The following is a 24,820-nucleotide window of genomic DNA, read 5'->3' on the forward strand; positions in this document are numbered from 1 at the left end:
TCAACCACCTCCCCGTTCCCGCAGCGAGGCCACCGGGTCGACCCTGCGCACCGCCAGGACGGCGGTGACCAGCAGCGGGACCACGGCTATGGCGGCCAGCAGCAGGGCCACCCGCCCGGTCGGCAGTTCCACCAGGACCTCCGGCACCGGTCGGGCCGCCTCGGACGTCAGCATGATCAGCGGGATCACGGCCCGCGCCAGCACCGTGCCCCACAGCACGCCCACCGCCGACGCCAGGGCGACCAGCACCCCGTGCTCGAGGATCACCACCCGGGCCAGCCGCCGCCGTGAGGCGCCCAGGGCGCGCAGCACCGCGAACTCGGCGGACCGCTCCCGCAGCGCCCCGGCCGCGCTCACCGCGAACCCCACCGCCGTCAGCGCCGCCGCCGCGAGGGCCGCCGCGGTGAACGCCGCCTCGGGCCCCGCGCCGAACGGATCGTCGCGCAGCCGGTCGGCGATCTCGTCCCGCACCACCACCCGGGACGGTTCGACGTCGGGCCGGTCCCGCAGCGCCGCGGCCACCCGTGCCGACGCGCCCGGCGCGGTCCGCAGCCACCACTCGGTGGGCAGCACGCTCTCGCCCTCGCTGCTCTGGAGCACCCGGTTGACGGCCCGCAGGTCCAGCAGCAGGGCCCCGCCGTCGCCGCTGCCCCCGGTCGGCGCGGACGGCAGCCCCCGTACCGCGTGGGTGATCCGCACCGGCAGGGTGGAGCCGCCGATCGTCACGTCCACGCGCTCCCCGGGGCGGGCGCCCGTCGAGGCCAGATAGCGGTCGGTGGCGATCGCGGTGACCTCGGCCGTCCCCGGCTGCGGGATCTGCAGCCGGACGGTGAGCGACGGGGGGTTCCAGAAGCCGTCCCCCGGACCGTGGCCGGTGGTGTAGGCGAAGGTGGGCGGGTCGGTGGCGGTGAGCCGGGGGGAGGTCGGCTCGGTGCCCGTGTCGGGGGCGGTCCCCGTGACCGTGAGCTGCGAGGACGATGCCCAGTCGGCGGGCAGGGCGAGGGGCCGGGCCCGGCCGTCGGCGTCCGTGGCGGTCAGCCCGGTCAGGGTGAACCGGTGGTTCTCGGACTTTCCGGTCGGCTGGACCAGGTCGAGCTGGAGTCCGGTCAGGGTCAGTCCCCCCGGTTGCCCCGGTTCTCCCGGTTGCCCCGGTTTTCCGGGGGACGCCTCGGCGACCGTGGTGAGGTCGAGGGCCAGCGGGTGGGTCCGGCCGTCGGCGCGGAGCCGGCCCAGGCCCCACCTGTACGGGGTTCCGTAGGGGTCGGTCAGGGTGGCCCTGACACCGGCCGTGGTCCCGGCGCCCGCGCCCCGGATCCGGGCCGTCAGCGTCAGGCGCGCGGTGCCCTCGGGTATCCGTACCCCCGCCGTCCCGCCCTTCGGCGCCAGGTCCTCCAGGAACGGGCCGACCGGCTCGGGGGCGAGGTCGGAACGCATCAGCACCGTGTCCGCCGCATGCTCGGTGGCCAGCGCGAGCACGGTCGCCGTCCGGTCGCCGGACAGCGGCACCGACGCACGGTACGCGGGCGCGGCCGCCTCGACACCGGGGACGGCCGCGTACGCCCCGGTGCGGCCCGGTTCGCTCGCCCCGGCGCCCAGGACACGCACCTGCGCGCCGGCCCGGAAGTCCGCCTGGTCGTCCTGCGAACGCTGCCACGAGGAGCCCTGGCCGATCGCCAGCATGCCCAGCGCCACCGCGAGCACCAGCAGCAGGACCGGGCCCGCGCCCCGCATCGGCCGACGGCTGAACCGCCAGCCCGCCAGAGCCCCCGGCAGCCCCCGGCCGCGGGCCGCCCCGCGCTCCGCCAGCCGCGCCAGCGGCGGCAGCAGCCGCAGCGTGAGCACGGTGCCGGCCAGCAGGGCCAGCGCGGGGGCCGTGACGAGCAGCGGGTCGACACCGAGGTGGGCGCCGACCGCCCCGGAGGGCTGACGGCTCAGCTGCCAGTACGCCACGGCGGCCACCGCCAGCAGCCCCACATCCCCGCCCGCGCGGACCGCGCCGGGCAGCGGCCGGGCCCGGCCGGCCGTGAAGGAGGAGGTGAGCGCGGGCACCGTGACGGCCAGCGCGCAGCCCACCGCCACTGCCGCCGCCACCAGCCACACGGAGCCGCGTCCGGCCACCGGACCGACCGAGGTGTCCAGGTGCAGCCCGATCCGGGCGAGCGCGCCCTGCCCGGCGAGCAGCCCGGTGAGCGGTCCCGCCAGCAGCGGCGCACAGGCCGCCGAGGGCACCGCCAGCAGCAGCGCCTCCAGGGCGGCGAGCCGGGCCACCTGGGCGCGGGAACCGCCGCGCGCCCGCAGCACCCGGGTCTCGCCCGCGCGTTCGGCACTCAGCAGCCGGGCCACCAGGAACAGGGCGCAGCCGGCCAGCAGGACCAGCTGGAGGGCGATGATCAGCAGGGTCGAGCGGGAGACCAGCAGTGAGCGTTCGACCCGGTCCAGGACGGCGGGCAGGGCACTCGTCGCCTGCGCCGAACCGCCCAGCGCCGGATCCTCGCGCAGGGCGGCGACGCCGTCGCGTACCGCCGTGCGCAGCGCGTCGATCCGCCCGGTGTCCACCGCCGCGAAGTCGGCCGACGCGAGCCACGCCGAGGTGCCGGCGCTGACCCGGTCGCCGCCGAGCACCGAGGGGTCGGCGAGCAGCGGGCCGTACGTCGTGAAGTCCACCTCGACGACGCCGCGGCCGTGCAGGCCGTCCAGTTGCCAGTAGGGCGCGGTGGCGTCCACGGGCCGGTACAGGCCGGTGATCCGCACCTGGACCGCGGGGCCGCCGAGCCGGTCGGTGAGGGTGAGCCGGGCGCCGGGTTCCAGACCGAGGCGGCGGGCGGCGGCCTCCGGCAGCGCGGTCTCGATCACCGGGCCGGCGGACGCCCCGGGCGGCCGGCCCCCGACGATCCGCACCTGGGTGCGGTCCAGGGCGGCGAGGTGGGTGAGGTCGGGGGTGTCGGAGGTGCCGGAGGTGTCCCGGTCGCCGGAGGGGGCACCGGGGTCCGCGCCACCCGCGCCGGGGTCCGCAGGCCCGTCCGCGGGCCGCAAGGACGCGGGCAGGGCGTACGGGCCGGAGCGGGACAGGGTGCGCAGGGTCACCGGCAGCCCGTCGAAGGCGGCACGGGCGCCGTCCCGCACGGCGGCGCCGGCCGCGGCGCGCTCCCGCGCGGGGACGTCCGCCTCGACGACGAGGGTGGTGTCGGCCGCGCCCCGCGGGTCGCGCAGGGCGTGCCGCAGGGCCGCGTCGCCGATCGCACCGGAGTACGCCGTGAGGGTCGTCAGCACCGCCGTGGTCAGCAGGACGGTGAGCAGCGCGGCGGCGAGCAGCGGCCGGTACGCCCGGGCACGCGCCAGGACGAACCCCACCGTCCCCGCAGGGCTCCCCACCCGAGACTCCCCCTGTGTCGGTCCGGACCTCCGGGTGATCGTGTCAGAGGGGGCCCGTCACGGGGTAGCACTCGTAGCCCGGACTTGACCGGATCGTGATCGGAATCCGGCGACGGGCGACCGGAATGCGTACGTCCGCGAGGCGTCGAACCGGTGGGTCAGCCCGGGGAGTTGATCATCGTGGCGGCGGCGTACGTCAGGTACTTCCACATCGTGTGGTCGTGCTCCTCGGACAGGCCGAGCTCGTCGAGGGCGTCGCGCATGTGCTTGAGCCAGGCGTCGTGCGCGGCCCGGTCGACCTTGAACGGCACGTGCCGCATCCGCAGCCGCGGATGGCCCCGGTTCTGGCTGTACGTCGTCGGGCCGCCCCAGTACTGGATGAGGAACAGCCGCAGCCGCTCCTCGGCCGGACCCAGGTCCTCCTCCGGATACATGGGCCGCAGCAGCGGATCGTCCGCCACCCCCACGTAGAAACGGTGGACGAGCCGGCGGAAGGTCTCCTCCCCGCCGACCTGCTCGTAGAACGTCTGCTCCTGAAGCGTGCCGCGCCGAATCTCTGTCACGCAGTCCATGGTCTCAGACGCCGCGGCATAGGCCTCAGGACCTAGGTCCTCGAGGCCGTCGGGGGCTCCGGCGTTCCCGCCCCCTGCTCGTCGGGGAGGCAGGGACGGGAGCGTCACGGGTGTGCCCTCTCAGCCCCGGTGGATGGTGATCGTCGTCCAGGCGCCCACGTGGACCCGGTCGCCGTCCTGCAACGGGACCGGGACGAAGGGCTGGATCGGCTCCTCCGAGCCGTTGACCGTCGTGCCGTTCGTCGAGTTCTGGTCGACGACCGCCCAACTGCCGTCCGGCTGCTGGACCAGCACCGCGTGCTGGTGCGAGACGCCCGGGTCCTCCGGCGGCGTCGACAGGTCGATGTCGGGGGTGTCACCGGTGGAGTGGCGCCGGCGGCCGATCGTGAGCTGGTTGCCGGTGAGGGTGCGCTGCTGCTCGGGCGAGTACGCGGGCAGGTTCAGGCCCGTGGCCTCGGGGCCGGAGCGGTGCATCATCGCCATGAAGTAGTCACGGTCCGGACCGATCGTCGCGGTCCAGGTCACCGGCCCCCGGGGCTGCTGCGGGAACCCGCCGGGGCCGGGCGGCGCCTGGGTCGCACCGGGCTGCGGGTAGCCGTAACCACCGGGGCCGTTCGGGGCGCCGGGACCGTTCGGGCCGCCGGGGCCGCCGGAGGGCGGGGGGATCACCCAGTCGTCGTCACCGCCGCCGAAGGCGGGGCCGCCCTGGTGCGGCGGACGGCCGGTCTCCTGCGGGAATCCGGGCGGGGCCGGCGGGCCGCCGCCGAACGCCTGCGGGCCACCCTGACCACCGGGACCGCCGGGTCCGCCGTAGCCACCCTGGCCGCCGTGACCACCCTGGCCGGGCGGCGGGGGGACCGGGCGGGAGGGGTCGCCGCCGAAACCGGGCGGGCCCGGCGGGATCGGCTCGGCGGGCCGGTTCACCTGGGACGGACGGGAGCCCTGGTACTCGTTGTAGGGGTCACCGCTGCCGTATGACGGACCGGGCGGCTGCTGGTACTGCCCCCCGTGTCCACCCGGACCCCCGTGCCCGCCCGGTCCGGGGGGCACCGGACGAGGGGCGGCCGGTGTGTACGAGGTGGCTGTGTTCGTCAGGAAGTTCCACCGGCACTCCTCGCAGAACGGCGCGCCGCCCTCACGCGGCGTGCCGCACTGCGGGCACGGCTCCGGCCGGCCGCCGGGACCGCCCGGGCCGCCGGGACCGCCCGGGCCGCCGAAACCGCCGGGGCCACCCGGGCCGCCGGGTCCGGGCTGACCGCCGGGGGGCGGGAATCCGTAGCCACCGCCGGGCGGCGGCGGGGGAGGAGGCGGCGGGGGCACGGACCCCGCCATGCGGTGACCGCACACCTCGCACCAGTCGTCGGAACCCGACTGGTGTCCGTTCGGGCAGGTCGGCATGTCGGCGCCTCCTCCTCTCTTTTTCGGTCGCTTCCGACCGAAGTTCTCCGGCCTGGGGGCCGGGCTCGTTCACTTCAGGTTCACTTCTTCACACGAACAGTCTTGGTGGACCGGGTTTCGAGTGTCATCTCGTCGGCCTCCTCGACCCTCGCTTTCAGTCGCACAGTACCTGTCGAGGCGTCGACCACGTCCACCACCTTCGCAAGCAGCTTCGCGGTGTCCGCGTTGCCGGAGGCGCTCGCGAGCTGGACGGCGCGGCCCAGTTTGGACGTTGCTCCGTCGAAATCGCCCGCTTTGCGCAAGTCGAGGCCTTGTTGGATGACTTGGGCCAGTTCGGCCTGGCCGGTGTAGTGGGCGACCTGAGGGTTCAACGATGTGGAGGCGACCATGTCGTCCGTCCACACCGCCCGCACGAGACCCTGCGCGCCGAGCTTCTGAACTCCCTCTCCGGGCTGCGGAATCACCAGCGAGAGCCGGGCGGCCAGCATCTCCTGCCCGATGCCGGCCGCCGGGACCTCGACGCAGAGGTGGTAGTCACGGGACTCGTCGCCCCAGGACCCCAGCGGGTAGTCGCCCGCCCGCGGGCCGGCCTCGGTACGGCGGCCGGTCAGGTCCTCGACCGTCGGCGCGACCTGTTTGACGAACTTCACAGTCGTGCTCACCGGCGTCCACAGCCGCAGGCAGACGTCCGCGACCTCCTTGCCCATCGCCGTCTCCATCATCCGCGTGAAGTCGGCGGCGAGTCCGGCCGGGTCGGCGACGATGTCGGCGCTGCCGAGGAGGCCGGAGGCGACGGCTGTGACTTCTTTCACTTCCCAGTCGGTGCCCACTCCGCGGGCGTCACAGGTGAACCGCCCGGCGCACGCCTCCAGGGCCGCCTTCAGGTCCTCCGGCGACTCGTGCTCGTTGCGCCCGTCGGTCAGCAGGATGCCGTGCCGGATCGCCACGTCCGCCGACGCCAGCAGCCGGTCGGCCAGCCGGAGCCAGGTGCCGATGGCCGTGCCCCCGCCGGCGCTCAGCGCCCGCAGCGCCTGCTTGGCCTGCCCGCGGGTGGCCGCGTCGGCGACCGCGAGCCGCCCGGCACCGGGATAGACCTCCCGCGCCACATGCGTGCCGCCGACCACCGCGAAGTGCACGCCGTCGCGCAGGGCGTCGACCGCGGCGGCCGTGGCGTCCCGGGCGTTGCGCATCTTGGTCGGCGGATAGTCCATCGAGCCGGAGCAGTCGACCATGAGCACCACGGCCGCCGACGGGCCCTCACCGGGCGCGTAGAGGTGGGGGGCCGCCACCGCGCTGCCGATGGTGCCGCCGCCGGTCGCGGTCACCGTGACGATGGCGTTGACCTCGCGGCCGCCCTCCGGCAGGTACTCGTTCTGGTACACGTCCACCGAGAACTGCGGCACGTTGGATTTCGAGAAGTTGGCCATGCCTGTTTCTCTCCCCCTGGAGAACCCCGCGGCGGTGCGGGGCGACGACAGATGACGGACCGGTCCCCTCCGGTTCGTTTCCGGTTCGTTGGCACCTTCCCGCGGCTTCCCGCGGCCTTCCCCGTAGTTTCCCCGCGAGGGCCCGCCGTACGCGGCCTCAGGCCGATCCCGCCCCCCGCGGCACGGCCGGGAACGGGACGAGGGCCACCGTCACGTTGTCGTGGCCCCCGCCGTCGAGGGCGTGACCGACCAGGACCCGGGCGGCGTGCAGCGGACGGACGGCGGCGTCGACGGGGAGCACCTGTGCCATCTCCTCGACCGACTCCACGTAGTTCCACAGCCCGTCGGTGCAGACCACGACCACACCGGGCCGGTCCGGCTTGAACGACGCGGTGTGCGGCTCCAGTTCGTAGGCGTCCGCACCGAGCCAGCCGGTGATCGCGTGGGCGCGCTGGTCGGCGTAGGCCTCGGCCTCGCCCATCAGCCCCGCGGCGACCATCTGCGCGGCCCAGGAGTCGTCCTCGGTGAGCCGGGCCGGGGGTGCGGAGCGGTCGACCGGCACCCAGTACACGCGGCTGTCGCCGACCCAGCCGACGACCAGCAGGCCGTCGGTCACCACACTGCCGACGAAGGTGCAGGCGGGGGCGTTCTGGTGCGGGGACTGTTCACGGTCCGTGGCGGGCTCGTCGGCCAGCGCGTCGACCGCGTCCGCCGCGGCGACGATCGCGTCGTGCATCGCCTGCTGCGGGTGCGTGCCGCGCGGCAGCGCCGCGAGCAGCGACTCGTTCGCCGCCCGGGACGCGGCCAGCGAGGCCTCGTCGGGCCGGGTCGCGGAGGAGACGCCGTCGCAGACGACCGCGACCGAGACGGGGGAGCCGTCGGGCAGCGTGGTGGTGCCGATCCCGAAGGCGTCCTCGTTGCGGTGGTGGCGCAGGCCGCGGTCGCTGACCGCGGCCAGCGGGCCGCATTCCTGTTCCATGTGGTCCCGTTCGCGTGGCTGGGCGTGGCCGCAGTTCTCGCAGTAGCCGTCCTCGTCCACCCTGCCCGCGCGGCAGGCCACGCACACCGTGGTCTCCGGGGTGCTCGTGGTCGCCGGGGTGTCCGCGGAATCCGGGGCGGGCTGTCCGCGCTCGGCGGACACGCGCGGGTCCGGGGCCTGGAGCGGGTACTCCTCGGGCTGCGCGGCCGGCTGGGCGGGGCGGTCGAAGCGCACACCCGAGGACCGGGCCGCTCCGGCGGCGGGAGGCGCGGCGGGCGGGGGCGGAGGAGGAGGGGGCGGGGCGGCAGGGCGTGGTGGCACGACCGCCGGTGCCGGTGCCGGAGTCGCGGGTGCTGCGGGGCGGGGGATGGGGCCGGACAGCGGCAGGCCGGTCGAGTCCGTGCCCGACAGGTCCGTCGGCCGGTGCGTCGGGGCGGACGCGCCGGAGCCCTCCGGACCGGCTGCGGGCCAGCCCGGCCCGGTCGGCGGCGCGGGCGCCGCCGGGGGTGTCTGCGGGGGTGTCTGCGGGGGTGCCGCCGGAGGCCGGGCCGCCGCCCCGCGTTCCGCCGGGCCCGGCGCGGGCACCGAACCGTTCATGACGATCGTCGGATGGTCCGTCGGCGGTGCCGGGACCGCCGACAGGTCGTATCCGCACGCACCGCAGAAACGATCACCCGACTCGAGGGGTTCCTCGCAGCTCGGGCACTTCGACAGAGCGGCCTGCTGAGGCATTTGCGACATCAACTACACCCATGTCCGGGGGCGGTAACGGTTGGCACGTTCCACCAGGTCGATCCTCTCCTCACCGCTCCGCGCCAGCCGGGCCAGCGTGCGGTACGAACGCTCCAGCCCGAAGCGCAGGTTCCGCTCGTCCAGTCCGCTGCCGAGCAGGGTTCGTCCCCCGGCAGCGCTGCCGGCGTTTCGGTTCCCCCGGCCCGGCGGGCCCGGAAGCGGAACGGACCCCTGGCTACCGGAGAGTACCCAGTCCAGCGCGCACCCGAGGACCTCGGCCGACAACTGCTCCCGGCGCGCCGGATCCAGTCCGTACGACTCCAGGGCCTCGACCTGGGACGCGGCGGCACTCAGGTCGTCCAGGAACGGTACGTCACCGGGGGTGGCGGCCCGCCCCCGCAGTCGGGCGCGTACGGCCGCCACCCGCGCCGCCGTATAGTGGATGGAGGACTCCGGCACCGACTCCAGCGTCCGTACGGCGCCGCCCCGGTCACCGGTGGCGAGCCGCACGCGGGCCAGGCCGAACGCCGCGCTCACATGGCTCGGGTCGGTGGACCACACCAGGTGGTAGTACTCGGCGGCGTTGTCGAGCTGGCCCAGCACCTCCGCGCACAGGCCGAGCGCCAGCTTGGGGGCGACCTCGCCGGGGAAGGCGTCGTAGATCGCGTCGAAGGCGAGCGCGGCGCCCTCGTGGTCGCCGGTGACCAGGGCGGCGACCCCGCGGTACCAGACCACCCGCCAGTCGTCGGGGTCCCGCTCCTCCAGGGCCCGCAGCGCGTCCAGCGCGGTGTCCGACTCACCCGTCTCCAGCCAGGCGCGGACCTGCCGCAGCCGGGTCTCGGCCGACGGCGCGGGCGCCGCCGCCAGGGCGTGGACCAGCTCGGCGGGCGCGGAGGCCAGCAGGCCCGCCAGGAACCCGGCGTTGGGGTCGGTGGGGTCGACGTGCGGGACGGGCAGGGCGAGGACCGCCGCGGGAGCGTCGACGGGCTTGACGAGGTCCGCCGGGCCGGAGACGCCGGTGGTGGCGGTGGCGCCGGTGGCGGTTCCTCCGGCGAGCTGCTTTTGTCCCGGCCCCCGCCGTGGTGACCCGGCGCGCCGCACCGCCCGCGCCCCGAGGCGGGACACGTCGCCCCGCGACCGGGGGAACAACTCCGTGTCCGCCACCCGCGGTTCCGGGCCGAACAGGGTCGACAGGGCGGGACGGGCACGGCCCGACTGGAGCGAGACGACCTCGCGCAGGACACCGGTGAGCTGCTCGCTCATCTCCTGCGCGGAGGCGAACCTGCGGGACGGGTCGGGATCGGTGGCGCGGACCAGCAGCCGGTAGAACGACTCGTACCGCCGGAAGACCTCGATGTGGTCGGGATCGGGCAGCGAGTCCGCGTAGACGTTCGTGTAGCCCTGGAAGTCGAAGGTGAGGACGGCGAGCGTCCGGGCGACCGTGTAGAGGTCGGAGGCGACCGAGGGACCGACGTCGGCGACCTCGGGGGCCTGGTAGCCGACCGTGCCGTAGATGGCCGACTGGTCGTCGTCCGCCCTGCGCACCGCGCCCATGTCGATCAGCTTGAGCTCGTCCTCGGTCTGGATCGCGTTGTCGACCTTGAAGTCGCAGTACAGCAGGTTGCGGCTGTGCAGGTGCCCCAGCGCCTCGAGCGCCTCGATGCCGTACGCGCAGGCCTGCTCCACCGGCAGCGGGTCCCGTCTGCCGTCCGGCGTCCGGCGGTCGTTGGCGATCTCCTTCAGGGCCTTGCCGCCGACGTACTCCATGACGATGTAGCCGTCGAGGGAACCGGTGCGCTGGTCGAGGTGCTCCACGAAGTTGTAGATCCGCACGATGTTGGCGTGCTCGATCTCCGCGAGGAAGCGCCGTTCGGAGATCGCCGCCTCCATCGCGTCCTGGTCGCCCGTGTCCAGCAGGCCCTTGAGGACCACCCAGCGGTCCGAGACGGCCCGGTCCACGGCGAGGTAGATCCAGCCCAGTCCGCCGTGCGCCAGACAGCCGACCACCTCGTACTGGCCGTGCACCACGTCGCCGGCCCGCAGCTTCGGGACGAACGAGTACGGGTGGCCGCACTTGGTGCAGAAGCCCTCCGTACGACCCGGCCGGCCGGCCCGCGCACGGCCCACCTGGGCCCCGCAGTCCGAACGGGAGCAGAATCGCTTCCGCTCGGGCACCTCGGGGTTGTCCAGCACCATCGCGCGCGGGTCGGGGCGCGGGATCGGCGGGACCTGGACCAGCCCCGCGCCCAGCCGGCCACGGCCGGAGGAGCCCGTCGACGCACCGGAGCCGCGCACCGACACCGAACGCTCGGCACCGCCTCCCGGCAGGGAACGGGAGAGCCGCCCGGACACCGAGCGCCGGGACCTCGACGATCTCGACGACCTCGACGACCTCGACGAGCGCGATGACTGCGACGGCTGTGACGGCTGTGACGACGCCCGTGCACTGCGGCCGCCGGCCCGGGAGCCGCGGCCGCCTGTGGTGAGACCGGTCGGGACCGAGCCGACCATGCCCGTCGTCGGCGACACCACCGGTGCCAGCCCGCAGGTGTCGCAGTACAGCTCGCCGCCGCCGACGTCCTCGTAGGCGCCCTCGCAGCCGGGACGCTGACAGGCCCGGACGGCGGCGGCCCGCGCCCGCTGCTCCCGCTGTTCCGCCCGCGCTCCCTGCCCGTTCCGCCCCTGGCTGTGCGTCCGGTTCTCCGCCTGACTCATGCCGCTGCCTCCCCGTTGTCGCTCATGCGCCGGGCCCCCCGCCCTCCTCGGGCATGCCCTGACCGGGCACCCGGGGTGCGGTGGTGCCGAGGAGTTCGGCGGCCGCGTGCTGGTAGCGCAGCACCGCCTCCCGGGCGACGCGCAGATCGCAGGGCGCGCTCCACAGCATGCGGCGCGCCCTCTCGTACCGCTCGACCAGCACGGTGTCCTCCGCGAGGCCGTGCCGGGCGACCTTCGCCCGGTACGCGTCGAGCCGGCCGCGCAGCTCGGCACGGACCGCCAGAGGCGCGGTGACCGCGGTCAACGACTCGCGGGCGCGCTCCAGTTCGTCCTCCGCCTTCTGCTCCAGGGACTCCAGGAGCGGGGACAGCCGGTGCCACTGGGCGTGCCTGCGGTACTCGGCGGCCGTCACCAGCTGCTCCTGCAGCACGGTCGGCGGCCCGCTGACCACCGGCACCTCCGTCGCGGCGATCTTCGCGAGCACCTCGCCGCGCGCGGTACGGGCCTCGGCGAGCGTGCGGTCGGCGCGCGACAGGACGTCCCGCAGCCGCACGATCCGCTTCTCGGAGTCCTGACGGACCGCCAGCACCGCGTCGATCTCGCGGCGCACCTCCTCCAGGGCCCGTGCCTCGCGGTCGTACACCGTCGTGTCCGGCCGGCCACCGCCCGGCGCCGAACTCCCCTCCGCGGGCTTCCAGAACGCCAGCGGATCGGACACCACCTGCTCGCGCAGCGCGGTCAGGGAGCGGGTGATCCGCTCCAGGTCGTCGCCCGCCGGATGCTCGCCGGGGCGCACCCCGACCGGGTGCGCGAGCCGGCGGGTGCGATGGAGCTCGGCGGCCAGCAGATCGATCCGGGCGGGCAGCGCCGACCACACCGCGTCCGCGGCGACGACCATGTCCAGCGACGACGCGTACAGCTCGTTCATCCGCTCGACCAGCGTGGCCAGCGAGTAGCGCTCGCTGAGCCGGTTCCCCGGCCGGCCGGGGAGCCCCGGCGAGTTCGCGGCGGCGGTGGAGGTGGCCGAGCCCGCGATCGTGACGCACTCGCCGCGCAGCAGCTCCGTCAGCTCCACCAGGTCCTCACGGCTGGACCAGCGGCGCCGGGCACGGATCTCCCGGGCGGTGCGCAGGGCGCCCGCGTACGCGTCGAAGTACGTCCACAGCAGCGTGATCGACGCCTCGGTGGCCGCCCAGCGTTCCGCGGTGCGGCCGGTGAGGCGGGCACCCTCCAGGAGCCTGCGGCCCGCGTGGTCCTGCAGGGCGAGGAGCGAGGTCTCGACCGCCTCGTGCTCCGCGCCGAGCCGCGCCAGCGCACGGTCCACCTCGTCCCGGTCCATCACCGGCCCGGTGGGGTCCGTGTCGCCCATCGATCACCTTTCGCTGCGGGTCGGTCGTCGCCGGTCTGCCTTCGGCTGCTGTTCCTCGACGGCTGGTCAGCTCGTGCGCAGGTACTGCGGGGCGGGTGGCTCCGACTTCGCGGGATCACTGCCCAGTGTCGCCGACAGCCATGTCTCGTACGCCTTCTGCCACCCGTCCCCGGTGTCCTCGCGGAAGTCCACCAGGATCCGGTTGACCCGGCGCAGCAGGTCCTTCGCGTTCTGCTCCATCGCCACGCCGTAGTACTCCGTCGTGAAGGCGTCGCCCTTGAGTTCGACCGTCGGGTCCTGGGCGGCCTGGCTCGCGGCGAGCGCGCCGTCGGTGACCACCGCGTCGACCTCGCCGAGCTGCAGCCGCACCAGGCAGTCGAGCTGGTTGGGGACGGTGGTGCGGATGTCGGCGGACTTCGGGAGCCTGCCCGCCGCCTTGTCCTCCTCCAGCTTCGCGTACGCGGTGGAGCCGGCCGCCGTGCAGATCCTCCGGTCCGCGAGCGTCTTGTCGTATCCCGTGATCGATGACGCCTTCGGGGCCAGGACCTGCTGTCCCGTCCGGAAGTACGGGGCGGAGAACGCCACGTCCCGGAGGCGTTCGCAGTTGATGGTCATCGTGCGGACGACCATGTCGACCCGGCCGTCCTTGATCGCCGAAATGCGCTGGTCGGTGGGGATCGCCTTGAACTGGACCGCGTCCCGGTCGCCGAGTATGTCCTCGGCGATGCGGTGCACCAGATCGATGTCGAAGCCCTCGAGTCGTGCGCCGCCCCCGCCGTTGGGGTCCCGGTAGCCCCAGCGGTAGCTGTTCTGGTCGATGCCGACGATCAGCTTGCGCTTCTCGCCCGGCCGGTTCTTGATCGCGTCGATGGTGACGCCGTCCTCGTCGGAGGGGGGCAGGGTCTGCTTCTCCGGATCGGTGCACTTCGCGTCCGCGTCCGCACCGATGGCGTCCGTCACGGTGTGTCCCGCGGCCTCAGGGGTCTTCGGCGCCTTGGCGGCGGGGGACCCGGCGCGGGTCAGCACCAGCGCGAAGACCAGCGCGAGCACGCACACGGTGGCCATCGCGCCCACCCCGCCCCAGCCCCGCAGGCCGGCCCGCAGGCGTCGTGCGTTGCCCATCACGCCCCCTCTCACCGGTACTCCGACAGCCTGCGGCCGATGCCCAGCACCGCTCCGGCCGCGCCCAGCACGGCGAGGCCCGCCGCACCCTCCGGCAGCCCCTTCAGCGCGTCCCGGCCACCGCCGGCCGCCTCCGCGAACTCGGCCTTCTCGTGGGCGAGCGCGGCCGCCAGGCTGCTGTCGACGCCGTCGAAGCACTCGCCGGTCGCGCCCCTGCCGCCGATCACCAGGTCCAGTGCCTCCTGGTAGTTGCCCTTCTCGTCCTGATCCCGGGCGGCCCCGTGGCGCTTCTTCCACTCCGTCATGTTGCTCACGGCGGCGGTGACCGGCTTCTCGCCGCTGCTGTCGTCCGCGAGCTCTCCGGCCCGGGTCAGGCCCTTGTCGAGGGCGGCCATGTCGCGTTCGAAGTCGTGGTCGTAGGCGTCGTACGTCTCGTCGCCGACCTTCTTCGTCTCGGCGCCGCGCGACACCAGCGTCAGGTTCTCGTTGCCCCGGGCCTTCAGGGAGGCGATACGGGCGTCGTGCAGCACGTTGAGCGAGCGGACGCCGTGGTCGTAGGAGTGGTTCAGCCCCGAGCGGGCGAGGCTGTGGCCGGCGACCAGCCAGAGCAGGACGACCGTGGACGCCGCCGTGGCCGCGACCAGACCGTGGTTGAGCACGCGGTGGGTGCGCAGGTAGGTGCGGCGCTGCGTCCAGACGAGCGCGGCGAGGGCGACGGTGCCGAGCGCGATGGCCGCCCACGGGTACGGGGTCGCGTCCGCGTAGTCGGCCTGAAGGCGCTGGTTCTCCTTCTGGTAGAGGTCCTCCGCCGCCGGGAGCATCTCCTGCTGCATCTTCTCGTTCGCGTACCGCAGATAGGCGCCGCCCACGGGGTAACCCTGACGGTTGTAGGTGCGGGCGCGCTCCACCAGGCCCTTGTACTCGGGCAGCAGCCGGTTGAGTTCGGCGATGGTCGCCGCCGACGAGGAGCCGGGGTCGGAGTTGGCCGCGGCGTTGACCAGTTTGGCGGCGGCGGTGCGGATGTCCTTCTCGTAGCGGTCCCGGGAGGCGGCGGTCTCCTGACCGCCGGCCAGGAAGCCGCTGGAGGCCGCGGTGTTGGCGTCCGCGAGGGAGCGGTAGATGTCGGCGGCGTCGGAGGTGAGGGGCTGGCTGCTGGTGAGGACGGCGTCGGCCGCCGCGGCCCGGTCGGTCATCTGCCAGGCGGTGACGGCGCCGAAGGCGACGACCAGGGTGGCGAGGACCGCGCCGATGATCCGCAGGCGGCCGGGTTCGGTGGTGGCGGCCTCGCACAGGCGCACGGCGCCCTCGGCGAACGCCGTGCGCCGGGGTGCCTCCGGCGGCGGGGGCGCGGGAAGCCGGGAGCCGGTGGAGGGATGACGGGGTGCCGCCGGCGCGCCGCCGGGCCCGGACTGCGGCGGTACGGCGGGCATGGTGGGCGCGGCCCCGCCCGGCGATGCCGCGCTGCCGCTCGGCGTCTGTGTCACTCGACCTCCCCCGTGGTCATCCGTCCCGCCAAGTATCGCCGCACGAACCGGCATGTGCACCGGCTTTGGCGTGATCTTGAACCGCCCGCCGGTTCCTCTGTCGATCCGACAGTCCGCCGATCCGACCGGACGGCGGCCCGTCGCGCCGGCTGTCGGTCCGGTGGTGATCCGCCCGCCGGTTGGACTGTCGGCCCGGTTGCCGGTGCGGCTGTCGGTCCGGTTGCCGGTGTGGCTGTCGGTCCGACCACTGGTTCGACTGCCGGTCGGTTGCCGGGAGTTCCGACTGCCGCGGCGCCCGGGCCCTCCCCGCGAGCCGGCTCCCGCACGTTCCCCTCCGCACGACCTCTGCCCATGAACACGCCGGTGGAATCCGGTTGGTTCCGGGCGCCCGCGAGGGGCCGGCGCCGGTGTGCGGTCGACCGGACCTGCAGGAGCCTCCAGGCCTGCCTCCGGACCTGCCTCCAGGCCTGTTCTCCGGGCGGTTCTCGCGCCTGTCGTCAGGCCCGCCGCCCGGCCTTCGGGCCCGTCCGGCGGGTCGGGGCGGGGAAACGGACGGCGCCCACCCGGCGAGGACGAGGCGTGCCGGGCCGCGCCGCACCGGCGTGACGCGTGGGCCCGGCATCGGGCCCTAACCCCGCTCGTAGTGGGCCCTCAGCCGGGCGTGGGCCTCCGGCGGGGCCGCCAGGCGGTCCAGGCCCAGCAGGGCCGCGCCCAGGACCGGGGCGGCGGTGACGACCCGGGGGACCGCCTTGGGGGCGCGCTCGGCGAGCAGGGCGCGGATCCGGTCGTCCAGCAGGGCGTGCCGTGCGGCCAGGACACTGCCGCCCAGCAGGACGGGTGTCTCCTCGGCGAGCAGGTCCAGGCGGGTCAGCGCCACCACGGCCATCGCCACCACCTCCTCGGCCTGGCGTCCGACGATCGCACCGGCGACCGCGTCGCCCCCGGCCGCCGTGGCGAACAGGACCGGGGCGAGTTCGTGACGGCGGGCCGACGGGAGGTCCCCCAGGTGCAGGGCCTCGATGAGGGCCGGCATGCCGGACAGACCGAAGTGGGCCGGGAGGGCGTCGGTGAGGGCGGTGGCGGCCCCGCGGCCGTCCTGGGCCCGGGCCGCGTGCCACAGGGCCTCCTCGGCCAGCGCCCAACCGCCGCCCCAGTCACCGGAGACGCGGCCGAGCGCCGGGAAGCGGGCGGTACGCCCGTCGGGGTGCATGCCGACGCAGTTGATGCCCGCGCCGCAGACCACGGCGACCCCGCGGGGCTCGGTGACACCGGCGCGCAGGACCGCGAACGTGTCGTTGCGGACCCGCACGGTGGCACCCCAGCCGCGTGCCGTCAGGGCCGCCGTCAACTGCTCCTCCTCCACGGGGAGATCGGCGTTGGCCAGACAGGCCGAGACATGGGAGACGGCGGTGACCCCGGCGGCGGTGAACGCGGCGTCGACGGCCTCGGCGAGGACGTCCACCGCCGGCGTCACACCGACGGCGGGCGGCCGGAACCCGGCGCCGCGGGCCGTGGCCAGGACCGCGCCGTGCCGGTCGACCACGGCGACGTCCGACTTGCTGTTGCCGGCGTCGACGGCGAGGACGCCCGCGGTCACGCCCACGTCAGGTACTCCCGGTTGTGCGCGAGGAGCTGGCCGGTGAGCCGCTCGGCGTACTCGTACTGGCCGATCAGCGGGTGGGCGAGGAGGGCGCGGAAGACCCGCTCGCGGCTGCCGTGCAGGGCCGCTTCGAGGGCGAGGTCCTCGTAGGCGGTGACGTTCGCCATCAGGCCCGCGAAGAGGGGGTCCACCCGGGGCACCGGCAGCGGGCTCGCGCCCTTCGGGCCCACGGCGGCCTGCACCTCGATCACCGCGTCCTCGGGGAGGAAGGGGAGCGTGGAGCCGTTGCGGGCGTTCACCACCTGGTACGGGCTGCCGGCGCCGCGCAGCAGGGCCGCCGCCAGGTCCACCGCCGCCTCCGAGTAGTAGGCGCCGCCGCGCTCGGCCAGCAGGGCCGGTTTCTCGTCCAGGGCGGGGTCGGCGTAGAGGTCGAGCAGCCGGCGTTCCATGCCGGCCACCTCGGCGGCCCGGGACGGCTTGGTGCGCATGTCCCGTACGACCTCGTCGTGGGTGTAGTAGTAGCGCAGGTAGTACGAGGGAACCACGCCGAGGCGGTCCAGGACGGCCCGGGGCAGCCGGAGGTCCGCGGCGATCGCGTCGCCGTGGTCCCGCAGCAGTGCGGGCAGGACGTCCTCGCCGTCGGGGCCGCCCAGGCGCACCGCGGTCTCCCAGGTGAGGTGGTTCAGGCCCACGTGGTCGAGGTGGAGGCCGGCGGGGTCGGTGCCGAGGCGGGCGGCGAACCTGCGCTGGAGGCCGATGGCGACGTTGCACAGCCCCACCGCCCGGTGCCCGGCCCGCAGCAGCGCCCGGGTGACGATGCCGACGGGGTTGGTGAAGTCGATGATCCAGGCGTCCGGGTTGCTCCGCCGGACCCGTTCGGCGATGTCGAGCACCACCGGGACCGTGCGCAGCGCCTTGGCGAGACCGCCGGCGCCGGTGGTCTCCTGGCCGACGCAGCCGCACTCCAGCGGCCAGGTCTCGTCCTGCTGCCGGGCCGCCTGGCCGCCCACCCGCAACTGGAGCAGCACCGCGTCGGCGCCGTCCACGGCCGCGTCCAGGTCGGAGGTGGTGACGACCCGTCCCGCATGTCCCTGCCGGGCGAAGATGCGGCGGGCCAGCCCGCCCACCGACTCCAGCCGGTCCGCGGCCGGATCGACCAGGACTAGCTCCTCGACGGGCAGGGTGTCCCGCAACCGGGCGAAGCCGTCGACGAGTTCGGGCGTGTAGGTCGAACCGCCCCCGACCACGGTGAGTTTCATTGTCGTCGACCCTCTGCTTCCGCTCCGGTGGACGTGACACGTTCGGCGAACGCCTTCCGCGCGAGAGGCATATCAGGATCACGGGCGCCATGACCAGAGCGGGCGCGGGAACGAGTACGGGAACGGTGGAGGGCGGCGCCCGGAACTTCCGGGCGCCGCCCTCCACCGTGTTCTTCCCTGCCGCCGGTCTACTTCGTGGTGCTCGGCGGGGTCAGCGGGGAGGCCGCGACGGACTGCGGCGAGACGCTGCTCGCGTAGGCGGACGGGGGTGCGACGGCCGCCGCCGGATCGGGGCCCTCCGTCATCTCCACCGGAGCCGTGGCACCGCCGACGATGCGGATGCCGGCCGCGTCGAAGGCCCGCTTGATGCGCCAGCGCAGCTCGCGCTCCACGGTCAGCGACTTGCCGGGCATCGTCCTCGCCGAGACCCGGACGACCATCGAGTCGAGCAGGACGGAGTCGAGGCCGAGGACCTCGATGGAGCTCCACAGGAGCTCGTTCCAGGGCTCCTCCTTGCTCATCCGCTCCGCGACGGCGACGAGCGTGTCCTTCACCTGGTCGAGGTCCTCGTCCGAGCGGACCGTGACGTCCACGTTGGCGGTCGCCCAGCCCTGGGAGAGGTTGCCTATGCGCTTGACCTCGCCGTTGCGGACGTACCAGATCTCGCCGTGGTCGCCGCGCAGCTTGGTCACCCGCAGGCCGACCTCGATGACCTCGCCGGAGGCGACGCCCGCGTCGACGGTGTCACCGACGCCGTACTGGTCCTCGAGGATCATGAACACGCCGGAGAGGAAGTCCGTGACCAGGTTGCGGGCGCCGAAACCGATCGCGACACCGGCGACACCGGCCGAGGCCAGCAGCGGAGCCAGATTGATCTGGAACGTGCCCAGGACCATCAGCGCGGCCGTACCGAGGATCAGGAACGACGCGACCGACCGCAGCACCGAGCCGATCGCCTGCGAGCGCTGGCGCCGCCGCTCGGCGTTGACCAGCAGCCCCCCGAGGCCGGTGCCGTCCACGGTCGTACCGGTCCCGGACATCCGGTCGACGAGCTTGGTGATCGCCCGCCGCACGACCACTCTCAGTACCGTGGCGATCACCACGATGAGCAGGACCCTCAGGCCGATCGCGAGCCACGTCGTCCAGTTCTCCTCCACCCAGCCGGCGGCGTTGGTGGCGCTCTCGTGGGCGTCCTTGAGGCTGGGCACCATCGGGGTCCCGGAATCCGAGGGCGTCGGCGACGAACCCTCGGCAGGCAGGACGGCGGGCAAGGACACGGCAGGTACCTCCAGGTGCAGGTTCTGCCCCGGTGCGGCGGTCAAGGTCTTCAAGGTCACGAAAAGGTCAGGGAAAGGTCACCGGTGCGGGCAGAAGCACCACACTAACGGTGCATTGTGGGGGGACCGTCGCGATACGTGAAGAAGAGACCTCCCTCACCCACACCTGAACAGGCCAAGATTCCGGAGGTCGGAGGGCCTGTGGTCGAAAACACTCTCAGCCCGTTACCGGGACATGGTGGCGCTACGACCAGGCATGAGGGGAGACTGACTACGGATCGTCCCGGCGCGAGCCACGCGTCGCCGGCGTACAAGGAGGCATCCGTGCCGCATGTCCTGGTTCTCAACGCGTCGTACGAGCCGCTCGGCGTCGTACCGCTCCGCCGCGCGCTCGTCCTCGTCCTCGAGAACAAGGCCGTATGCCTCGAGGAGTCCGGCGCCTATCTGCACAGCGCGACCATCACGGTCCCCGCTCCCAGCGTGGTCCGGCTCAAACGCTTCGTGCGGGTTCCCTACCGGGGGCCCGTTCCACTGACCCGCCGCGCGCTGTTCGCCCGCGACGGGGGCCGGTGCATGTACTGCGGTGGCGTCGCAACCAGCGTCGACCACGTCATCCCGCGCAGCCGCGGGGGCAAGCACGCCTGGGACAACGTGGTGGCGTCCTGCCGCCGCTGCAACCACGTGAAGGCCGACCGGCACCTGTTCGAGCTGGGCTGGCGGCTGCGCCACAAACCGGCCCCGCCCACCGGCCTGGCCTGGCGCATCATCGGCACCGGCCACCGCGACCCGTGCTGGCTGCCCTACCTCCAGCCGTACGGCGCCGACGACGCGATGGCCCGCATCGACGGCCTGACCCGAGTGGACGGCATCTCCGCCTGACCGGCCTGACCTGGGCCTTCACGTCCGTGGTGCCGGGACCGCCCGGCACCACGGACGCTGGAAGTCTTCACCGGCCTCAGCCCCGAGGCGGGGAGACGCGGGCCCGCGTGCGCACGAACAGGCGCGAGTCCCTGCCGACTCCCTTCGGCGGAGGACTTCACGGAACGTGTGTTCGGGGACTCGCTCGCTGTGACGAAAACTGAAGTCAGCAAGTGAAGAGTGCCCGTATGCCGGCCGTGGAGCCGGTCCCCGCCCTGCCGGAGGTCCTGGTGAGCACGCCAGCCCCCGAAGGCTCCAGCCACCCGTGGCCAAGGCCGCGTCTGTCGGTCGAGGAGATGCCGGTGGCGAAGAACACCCAACCGACCCGCTCTCCGGACGACCTTGCCGCCGACACGTTCGAGTCGGACGAGGAACTGGAAGAGTTCCTCGCCTCCATGTATGCCGAGCGTCACCGCGGCGCGCCTGAACCCGCCGCCTGTAACCCGTCGTCCTCGACACCGACGTCGCGTCCCTGCCGCACAAGCGCGAGCTGACCTGTCCGCCCGAGTGTGAAAAGCGCCCGGCCCGGTTCCGGGTCGTGTGGAGTCGGGACTCGCTCTCGCTCGCGGACCGCCTTCTGGTCACCGTACTCCGGCACCGCTGGAGCCCAGGTCAAGCACCTGACGATGGTGCCTCTACGGGTGGTGTAAGGGATCTGAAGGTGGTGTCGCGGGCCCTGTCGGGAGCGGTCGGCTGCTCGTGCGGACGGTGTTCCGCGACCGCTCGGTGGGGACGGCGGCCTCGGCGTGTGTGATGCCTGGACACACCCTCGCGCCCAGGGGAGGACATACCGCCCCAAAGTCGTGAGCACTTAGGCCATAATTGTCCTGGTATGGCTCATTTGAGCGCCTAAGTGACACATGCCCGCCGACTGCTCACGGTTTTCGGCACGGCACTCGCCTCCGGCCTCGCAGGGCTGAGCCCTCGGAGGCCCCCTCGCATCACCCGGCGGGGCACATCCACCCGATCGCACTGCTCAACTCGCCCATCGGCATTGCCCCGTACGAGTCACCCCCGGTTCTGGGCGCCTTCTACCTGCTGAACTGTCCGTCTCACCCTCACCGTTACAGGCTTCGCCGACCGCATCGGCAAGTCCTCACAGGGGTTGCCGAGTTATTTACCGGCTTATTTGCCGGCGACTCTCGGAGGCTCGGGACTGGTCGGTGCGGCGGGTAGGGGTGATGAGTTGGCCGGGTCCGTCCTGTCCGGTCCCGCTCACGCGCTCTCTCCCGTCCCCGTGGGAGTCGGCAGGGCTCGGCGGGACTTGGGGGCGTCCCACTCGGCGTGCACCGTCTTGCCCACGGTCCGCACGGCGCGCCGGCTCACGTTGCACTGAGGCCCGTGCACGGCCGCTCGCGGTCGGCCAGGGCGTTAAGGCGTCGGGTCCGCCGTGATCGCGGCTGACCCGACGCCTTGACCGTCGCAGCCGTTACCGCCGGCTCGGCCCCCAGCAGCCCGCCGGCACTGCGGACATCACTTCACCACGACGTTGTCCCCGGACGACTTCGACGGTCCGGTGGTGGTGTTGCCGTTGTACACCCAGCGCCACGTGCCCGTCTTGGAGGCCTTCACGGTCGTCTTGAGGTTGCCCGAGCCGTTCGCGTACACCTTCTTCACCGTGGTGTAGGAGGCGGTGCCGGCAGGCTTGAACTGCAGGCTCACCAGGCGGCCTCCGTAGGAGGCGTACTTCCTGGTCTCCCAGTTGGCCCGGGTGACCTTTCCGGTCACGGTGATGGTCTTGCCCTTGGACACCGGTTCGGGCGAGGCGTTGACGGTCAGGCGGGAGTTGCGCTTGACGTGGACCGTCAGCCCCTTGTCGTCGGTGTCACCGCCGCCGCCCTTGAAGTGCACCTCGGCCCCGACCTTCCAGGCCCCGGCCTCGCTGTTGTACATGTCCCACAGGCTCGGGTCGAAGTACATCGTCTCGTTGAAGTCGCAGACGCTCGTGCTCACCCTGATGCAGTCGCTCGTCTCGATGGCGTGCCACAGCCGGTCACCCGAACCACTCCGGTACAGGAACACCGCGGGCGACCACTTCCACTTGTGCGTGGTCGTCATCCGGAAGGAGGCGGGCGCCGCGACCTCCTTCGACACCCCGATCACGATCGGCTTGCCGCCGTTCACCTGGACACGGGTGAACGAGACCCCACCCTCGGCCGCCCCGGCCGGCACCGCGGCCACGGCCGTGAACACCGCCGCCGCACCACCGGCCACGACGACTCTCCAGACCTGCTTCCCCACCTGATCCCCGATCTCCGTACGGAAAGGCACCGAAGGCTCATCCCTCCAGCGCCTTACAGACAGCCGGCATCCACACGGGGTTGTGCACCCGCGCATCACAATGGGGCATCAGGCAATCTCCAACGCCGCCTGAGCGAAGACCCCGTACGTCAGGCCACCGGCACCTGTTCGGCCTGGGCGGAGTTCACCGCGTCGCCAGCCTGGGTGTTGGTGGGCCGGCCTCGGGGGACCCCCGTTCCTCCGAGGCCGGCTGTGTGCCGGTCAGGCGTGGCGCAGTTCGGTCGGGTGGGTCGAGCGGTGGAGGAGGGGGAGGGCCGTCGCCGAGGCCAGGAGGCAGGCCGTGTAGGCCGCCGGGGGGATCAGCAGGGCGGCCCAGGGGAGGGACGGGATGGCCGTCAGGGCGCCGTAGGCGATACCGACCGTCATGCCGCCCAGGCCCGCGAGGAGCAGGGACGGTGCCAGGGGGAGCGCGGTCTCCAGGAGCAGTGCCCGGTTCAGTACCGAGCGCGGCACACCGGCCGCGACCTGCGCGGACAAGCCCCGTCGACGAGTGGCCAGGGACTCGGCGGTGCCGACGGCGAGGCCGGTCAACGTGATCAGCAGGGCCACGGAGATCGCCGCGGCGGTCAGGTTCAGGCCCGTCGTGTAGTACGACAGGGACTCGCCCAGGGTCACTTGGTCGCGGTGCAGTACGGCGAGGAACGCGTGACGCACTCCCATGAATCCGGTGCCGACGACCGTCACCAGCAGCATGGCCGCATGTGTGCGGGACGCCGCCCACGGGTCGGCGCGCAGTCGTTCCGCCGCGATCAGTACGGCCGCCGACCGGGCCCGGCCCGCGAGGACCCGCCCCATCAGCCGGGAGGAGGCCCCGGCCAGCCACACCGAGCCCGCGCCGACCGTGAGCAGCGCGGCGAACACCGTCACCGGGAACTGCCAGTTCACCCTGCCGGCCGGTGCGCGGTCGGACATCGCGGTCAGCACGCCCACCGCCGCCACCAGGATCGCCGAGCCCAGGAACAGTCTCCCCGGTCCGCGGGACGAACGGACACCCGTCTCGCGGCGCACCCAGCCCAGGGGCGAGGCCACCACGCGGCGCAGCGCCAGCACGCTCGCCACCGCGCCCAGCACGGGCACGGCGACGGCGATCAGGGCCACCGCCACCCAGGCGAGCGCGGTCGGCCGGGCCCACAGGCGCAGCAGGAGCAGCACCGAGAAGACGGTCGCCACCGCCGAACCGAGCAGGCAGGCGAGTCCGGTCTCCAGGGCTGCGACCCGCCGCACCTGCCAGGGCGTCGCCCCGGCCAGCCGCAGTCCGGCCAGCCGCCGGTCCCGGTGCACGGCCCCGACGCGGGCACACTGCCCGAGGAATCCGAGCACCGGAATCAGCAGGAGCAGCAGGCCGAGGATCACCCCGGCACGCGTTCCGGGCTCGTCGAGCAGGCCCTCGGCGACGGGTACGCGGTAGTAGCGGTCCCTCAGCGACAGCAGGACGCCGGCGGCGAGTGCGCATCCGGTGGCGAGCGCGGCGCCGGTCGCGGTGAGCAGGATGCGCCACCACTCCCGCCGGTCGGACCCGCGGGTGAGCTGCCAGGCCAGGCGGAGATCGGAGCGGAGGGAGGGGGCGGAAGGGGTGGAGAGCGAGGTGCTCACGCGCTCACCTCCAGCGAGGTCACGGTTCCGTCGCGCAGCTGTACCTCGCGGTCCGCGTACGCGGCCACCTGGGCGTCGTGCGTGATCAGGAGGACCGCCGTGCCCGCCTCGCGGGCCGTGTGCGCCAGGGCCGTCATCACCTGTTCGCCCGCGAGCGAGTCCAGGGCACCGGTCGGCTCGTCGGCGAAGACCACCTTCGGGCCGGTGACCAGGGCCCGTGCCAGCGCCGCCCGTTGGGCCTGCCCGCCGCTCATCTCGCCCGGCCGGAGCTCTCCCTGCCCGCGCACCCCGAACCGCTCCAGCCACTCCCCGGCCCGCTCCCGCGCCTCCGCGCGGTCGGTGCCCGCCAGCATCAGCGGCAGCGCCACGTTGTCGAGCGCGGTCAGCTCCGGTACGAGCTGCCCGAACTGGAACACCACCCCGAAGTCGGTACGGCGCAGCTCGCTCAGCCGCTTCTCCGGCAGCTCCTCCAGCCGCAGCCCCGCATACGTCACCGAGCCGGCGTCGGGGCGGACGATCCCGGCGAGGCAGTGCAGCAGCGTCGACTTGCCGCTGCCGCTGGCCCCGGTCACCGCGAGGATCTCGCCGGTGTGCAGCTCGACGGAGGCGCCGCGCAGGGCCTGCGTCCTGCCGTGTGCCTTGGCCAGGCCGCGGGCCGCGAGCAGCGGCTCCGTCGGCGGCTGGTCGTCCCCTTCGCTCACG

General features: G+C 73.8%; 17 protein-coding genes. 2 read left to right on the forward strand and 15 right to left on the reverse strand.

Annotated features, from left to right (window positions below):
• The 12 genes from ACTWJ9_RS22080 to ACTWJ9_RS22135 form a co-directional block, all read right to left on the reverse strand.
• Nucleotides 1-3,372, reverse strand: a complete 3,372-nt coding sequence (locus tag ACTWJ9_RS22080) for an FtsX-like permease family protein (protein ID WP_443294667.1) — start codon at nt 3,370-3,372, stop codon at nt 1-3.
• A 158-nt stretch (nt 3,373-3,530) separates the two neighbouring features.
• Nucleotides 3,531-3,944 carry a globin gene (locus ACTWJ9_RS22085; RefSeq protein ID WP_279335987.1) on the reverse strand — a complete coding sequence of 138 codons (414 nt, stop codon included), beginning with the start codon at nt 3,942-3,944 and terminating at the stop codon, nt 3,531-3,533.
• Nucleotides 3,945-4,064: 120 nt separating this feature from the next.
• On the reverse strand, nt 4,065-5,342 hold the full coding sequence (locus tag ACTWJ9_RS22090) for an FHA domain-containing protein (RefSeq protein WP_387038736.1): 1,278 nt from the start codon (nt 5,340-5,342) through the stop codon (nt 4,065-4,067).
• An 80-nt stretch (nt 5,343-5,422) separates the two neighbouring features.
• The gene (locus tag ACTWJ9_RS22095) at nt 5,423-6,769 is read right to left on the reverse strand and encodes a vWA domain-containing protein (RefSeq protein ID WP_279335989.1); all 1,347 of its coding nucleotides are present in this window, start codon (nt 6,767-6,769) and stop codon (nt 5,423-5,425) included.
• Between the two features lie 157 nt (nt 6,770-6,926).
• Nucleotides 6,927-8,489, reverse strand: coding sequence for a PP2C family serine/threonine-protein phosphatase (locus ACTWJ9_RS22100; protein WP_443294668.1), 1,563 nt, complete (start codon nt 8,487-8,489; stop codon nt 6,927-6,929).
• 3 nt (nt 8,490-8,492) lie between these two features.
• A complete protein-coding gene (locus tag ACTWJ9_RS22105; RefSeq protein ID WP_443294669.1) occupies nt 8,493-11,195 on the reverse strand; it encodes a tetratricopeptide repeat protein in 2,703 nt (900 codons plus the stop codon).
• Nucleotides 11,196-11,217: 22 nt separating this feature from the next.
• On the reverse strand, nt 11,218-12,564 hold the full coding sequence (locus ACTWJ9_RS22110; RefSeq protein WP_443294670.1) for a hypothetical protein: 1,347 nt from the start codon (nt 12,562-12,564) through the stop codon (nt 11,218-11,220).
• Nucleotides 12,565-12,630: 66 nt separating this feature from the next.
• The gene (locus tag ACTWJ9_RS22115) at nt 12,631-13,686 is read right to left on the reverse strand and encodes a glutamate ABC transporter substrate-binding protein (protein WP_443294671.1); all 1,056 of its coding nucleotides are present in this window, start codon (nt 13,684-13,686) and stop codon (nt 12,631-12,633) included.
• A gap of 11 nt (nt 13,687-13,697) precedes the next feature.
• A complete protein-coding gene (locus ACTWJ9_RS22120) occupies nt 13,698-15,116 on the reverse strand; it encodes a hypothetical protein (protein ID WP_443295913.1) in 1,419 nt (472 codons plus the stop codon).
• Between the two features lie 682 nt (nt 15,117-15,798).
• Nucleotides 15,799-16,773: an N-acetylglucosamine kinase gene (locus ACTWJ9_RS22125; protein ID WP_387038728.1), complete on the reverse strand. Its 975-nt coding sequence runs from the start codon at nt 16,771-16,773 to the stop codon at nt 15,799-15,801.
• The gene (locus ACTWJ9_RS22130) at nt 16,764-18,029 is read right to left on the reverse strand and encodes a 6-phospho-beta-glucosidase (protein ID WP_443294672.1); all 1,266 of its coding nucleotides are present in this window, start codon (nt 18,027-18,029) and stop codon (nt 16,764-16,766) included. The genes ACTWJ9_RS22125 and ACTWJ9_RS22130 overlap by 10 nt, the downstream gene beginning before the upstream one ends.
• Before the next feature lie 188 nt (nt 18,030-18,217).
• Nucleotides 18,218-19,327, reverse strand: a complete 1,110-nt coding sequence (locus ACTWJ9_RS22135; RefSeq protein ID WP_387040601.1) for a mechanosensitive ion channel family protein — start codon at nt 19,325-19,327, stop codon at nt 18,218-18,220.
• Between the two features lie 303 nt (nt 19,328-19,630).
• Here ACTWJ9_RS22135 and ACTWJ9_RS22140 point away from each other — a divergent pair, with 303 nt between their 5' ends.
• Together ACTWJ9_RS22140 and ACTWJ9_RS22145 are read left to right on the forward strand one after the other, a co-directional pair.
• The gene (locus tag ACTWJ9_RS22140) at nt 19,631-20,185 is read left to right on the forward strand and encodes an HNH endonuclease (protein WP_387040592.1); all 555 of its coding nucleotides are present in this window, start codon (nt 19,631-19,633) and stop codon (nt 20,183-20,185) included.
• 341 nt (nt 20,186-20,526) lie between these two features.
• Nucleotides 20,527-20,718 carry a hypothetical protein gene (locus tag ACTWJ9_RS22145; protein ID WP_387040589.1) on the forward strand — a complete coding sequence of 64 codons (192 nt, stop codon included), beginning with the start codon at nt 20,527-20,529 and terminating at the stop codon, nt 20,716-20,718.
• Nucleotides 20,719-21,697: 979 nt separating this feature from the next.
• Here the strand turns inward: ACTWJ9_RS22145 and ACTWJ9_RS22150 are convergent.
• From ACTWJ9_RS22150 to ACTWJ9_RS22160, 3 genes are all read right to left on the reverse strand, one after another.
• A complete protein-coding gene (locus tag ACTWJ9_RS22150; RefSeq protein WP_387040598.1) occupies nt 21,698-22,465 on the reverse strand; it encodes a hypothetical protein in 768 nt (255 codons plus the stop codon).
• A 261-nt stretch (nt 22,466-22,726) separates the two neighbouring features.
• The gene (locus ACTWJ9_RS22155) at nt 22,727-24,118 is read right to left on the reverse strand and encodes an FtsX-like permease family protein (RefSeq protein ID WP_443294673.1); all 1,392 of its coding nucleotides are present in this window, start codon (nt 24,116-24,118) and stop codon (nt 22,727-22,729) included.
• Entirely contained in the window at nt 24,115-24,819 is a 705-nt protein-coding gene (locus tag ACTWJ9_RS22160) for an ABC transporter ATP-binding protein (RefSeq protein WP_443294674.1), read from the reverse strand. Before ACTWJ9_RS22160 ends, ACTWJ9_RS22155 begins: the two co-directional genes overlap by 4 nt.
• Nucleotide 24,820: the final 1 nt, after the last annotated feature.

Origin of the sequence: Streptomyces sp. GDS52 (assembly GCF_052246875.1) — a bacterium.
Classification (GTDB): Bacteria; Actinomycetota; Actinomycetes; order Streptomycetales; family Streptomycetaceae; genus Streptomyces; species Streptomyces cathayae.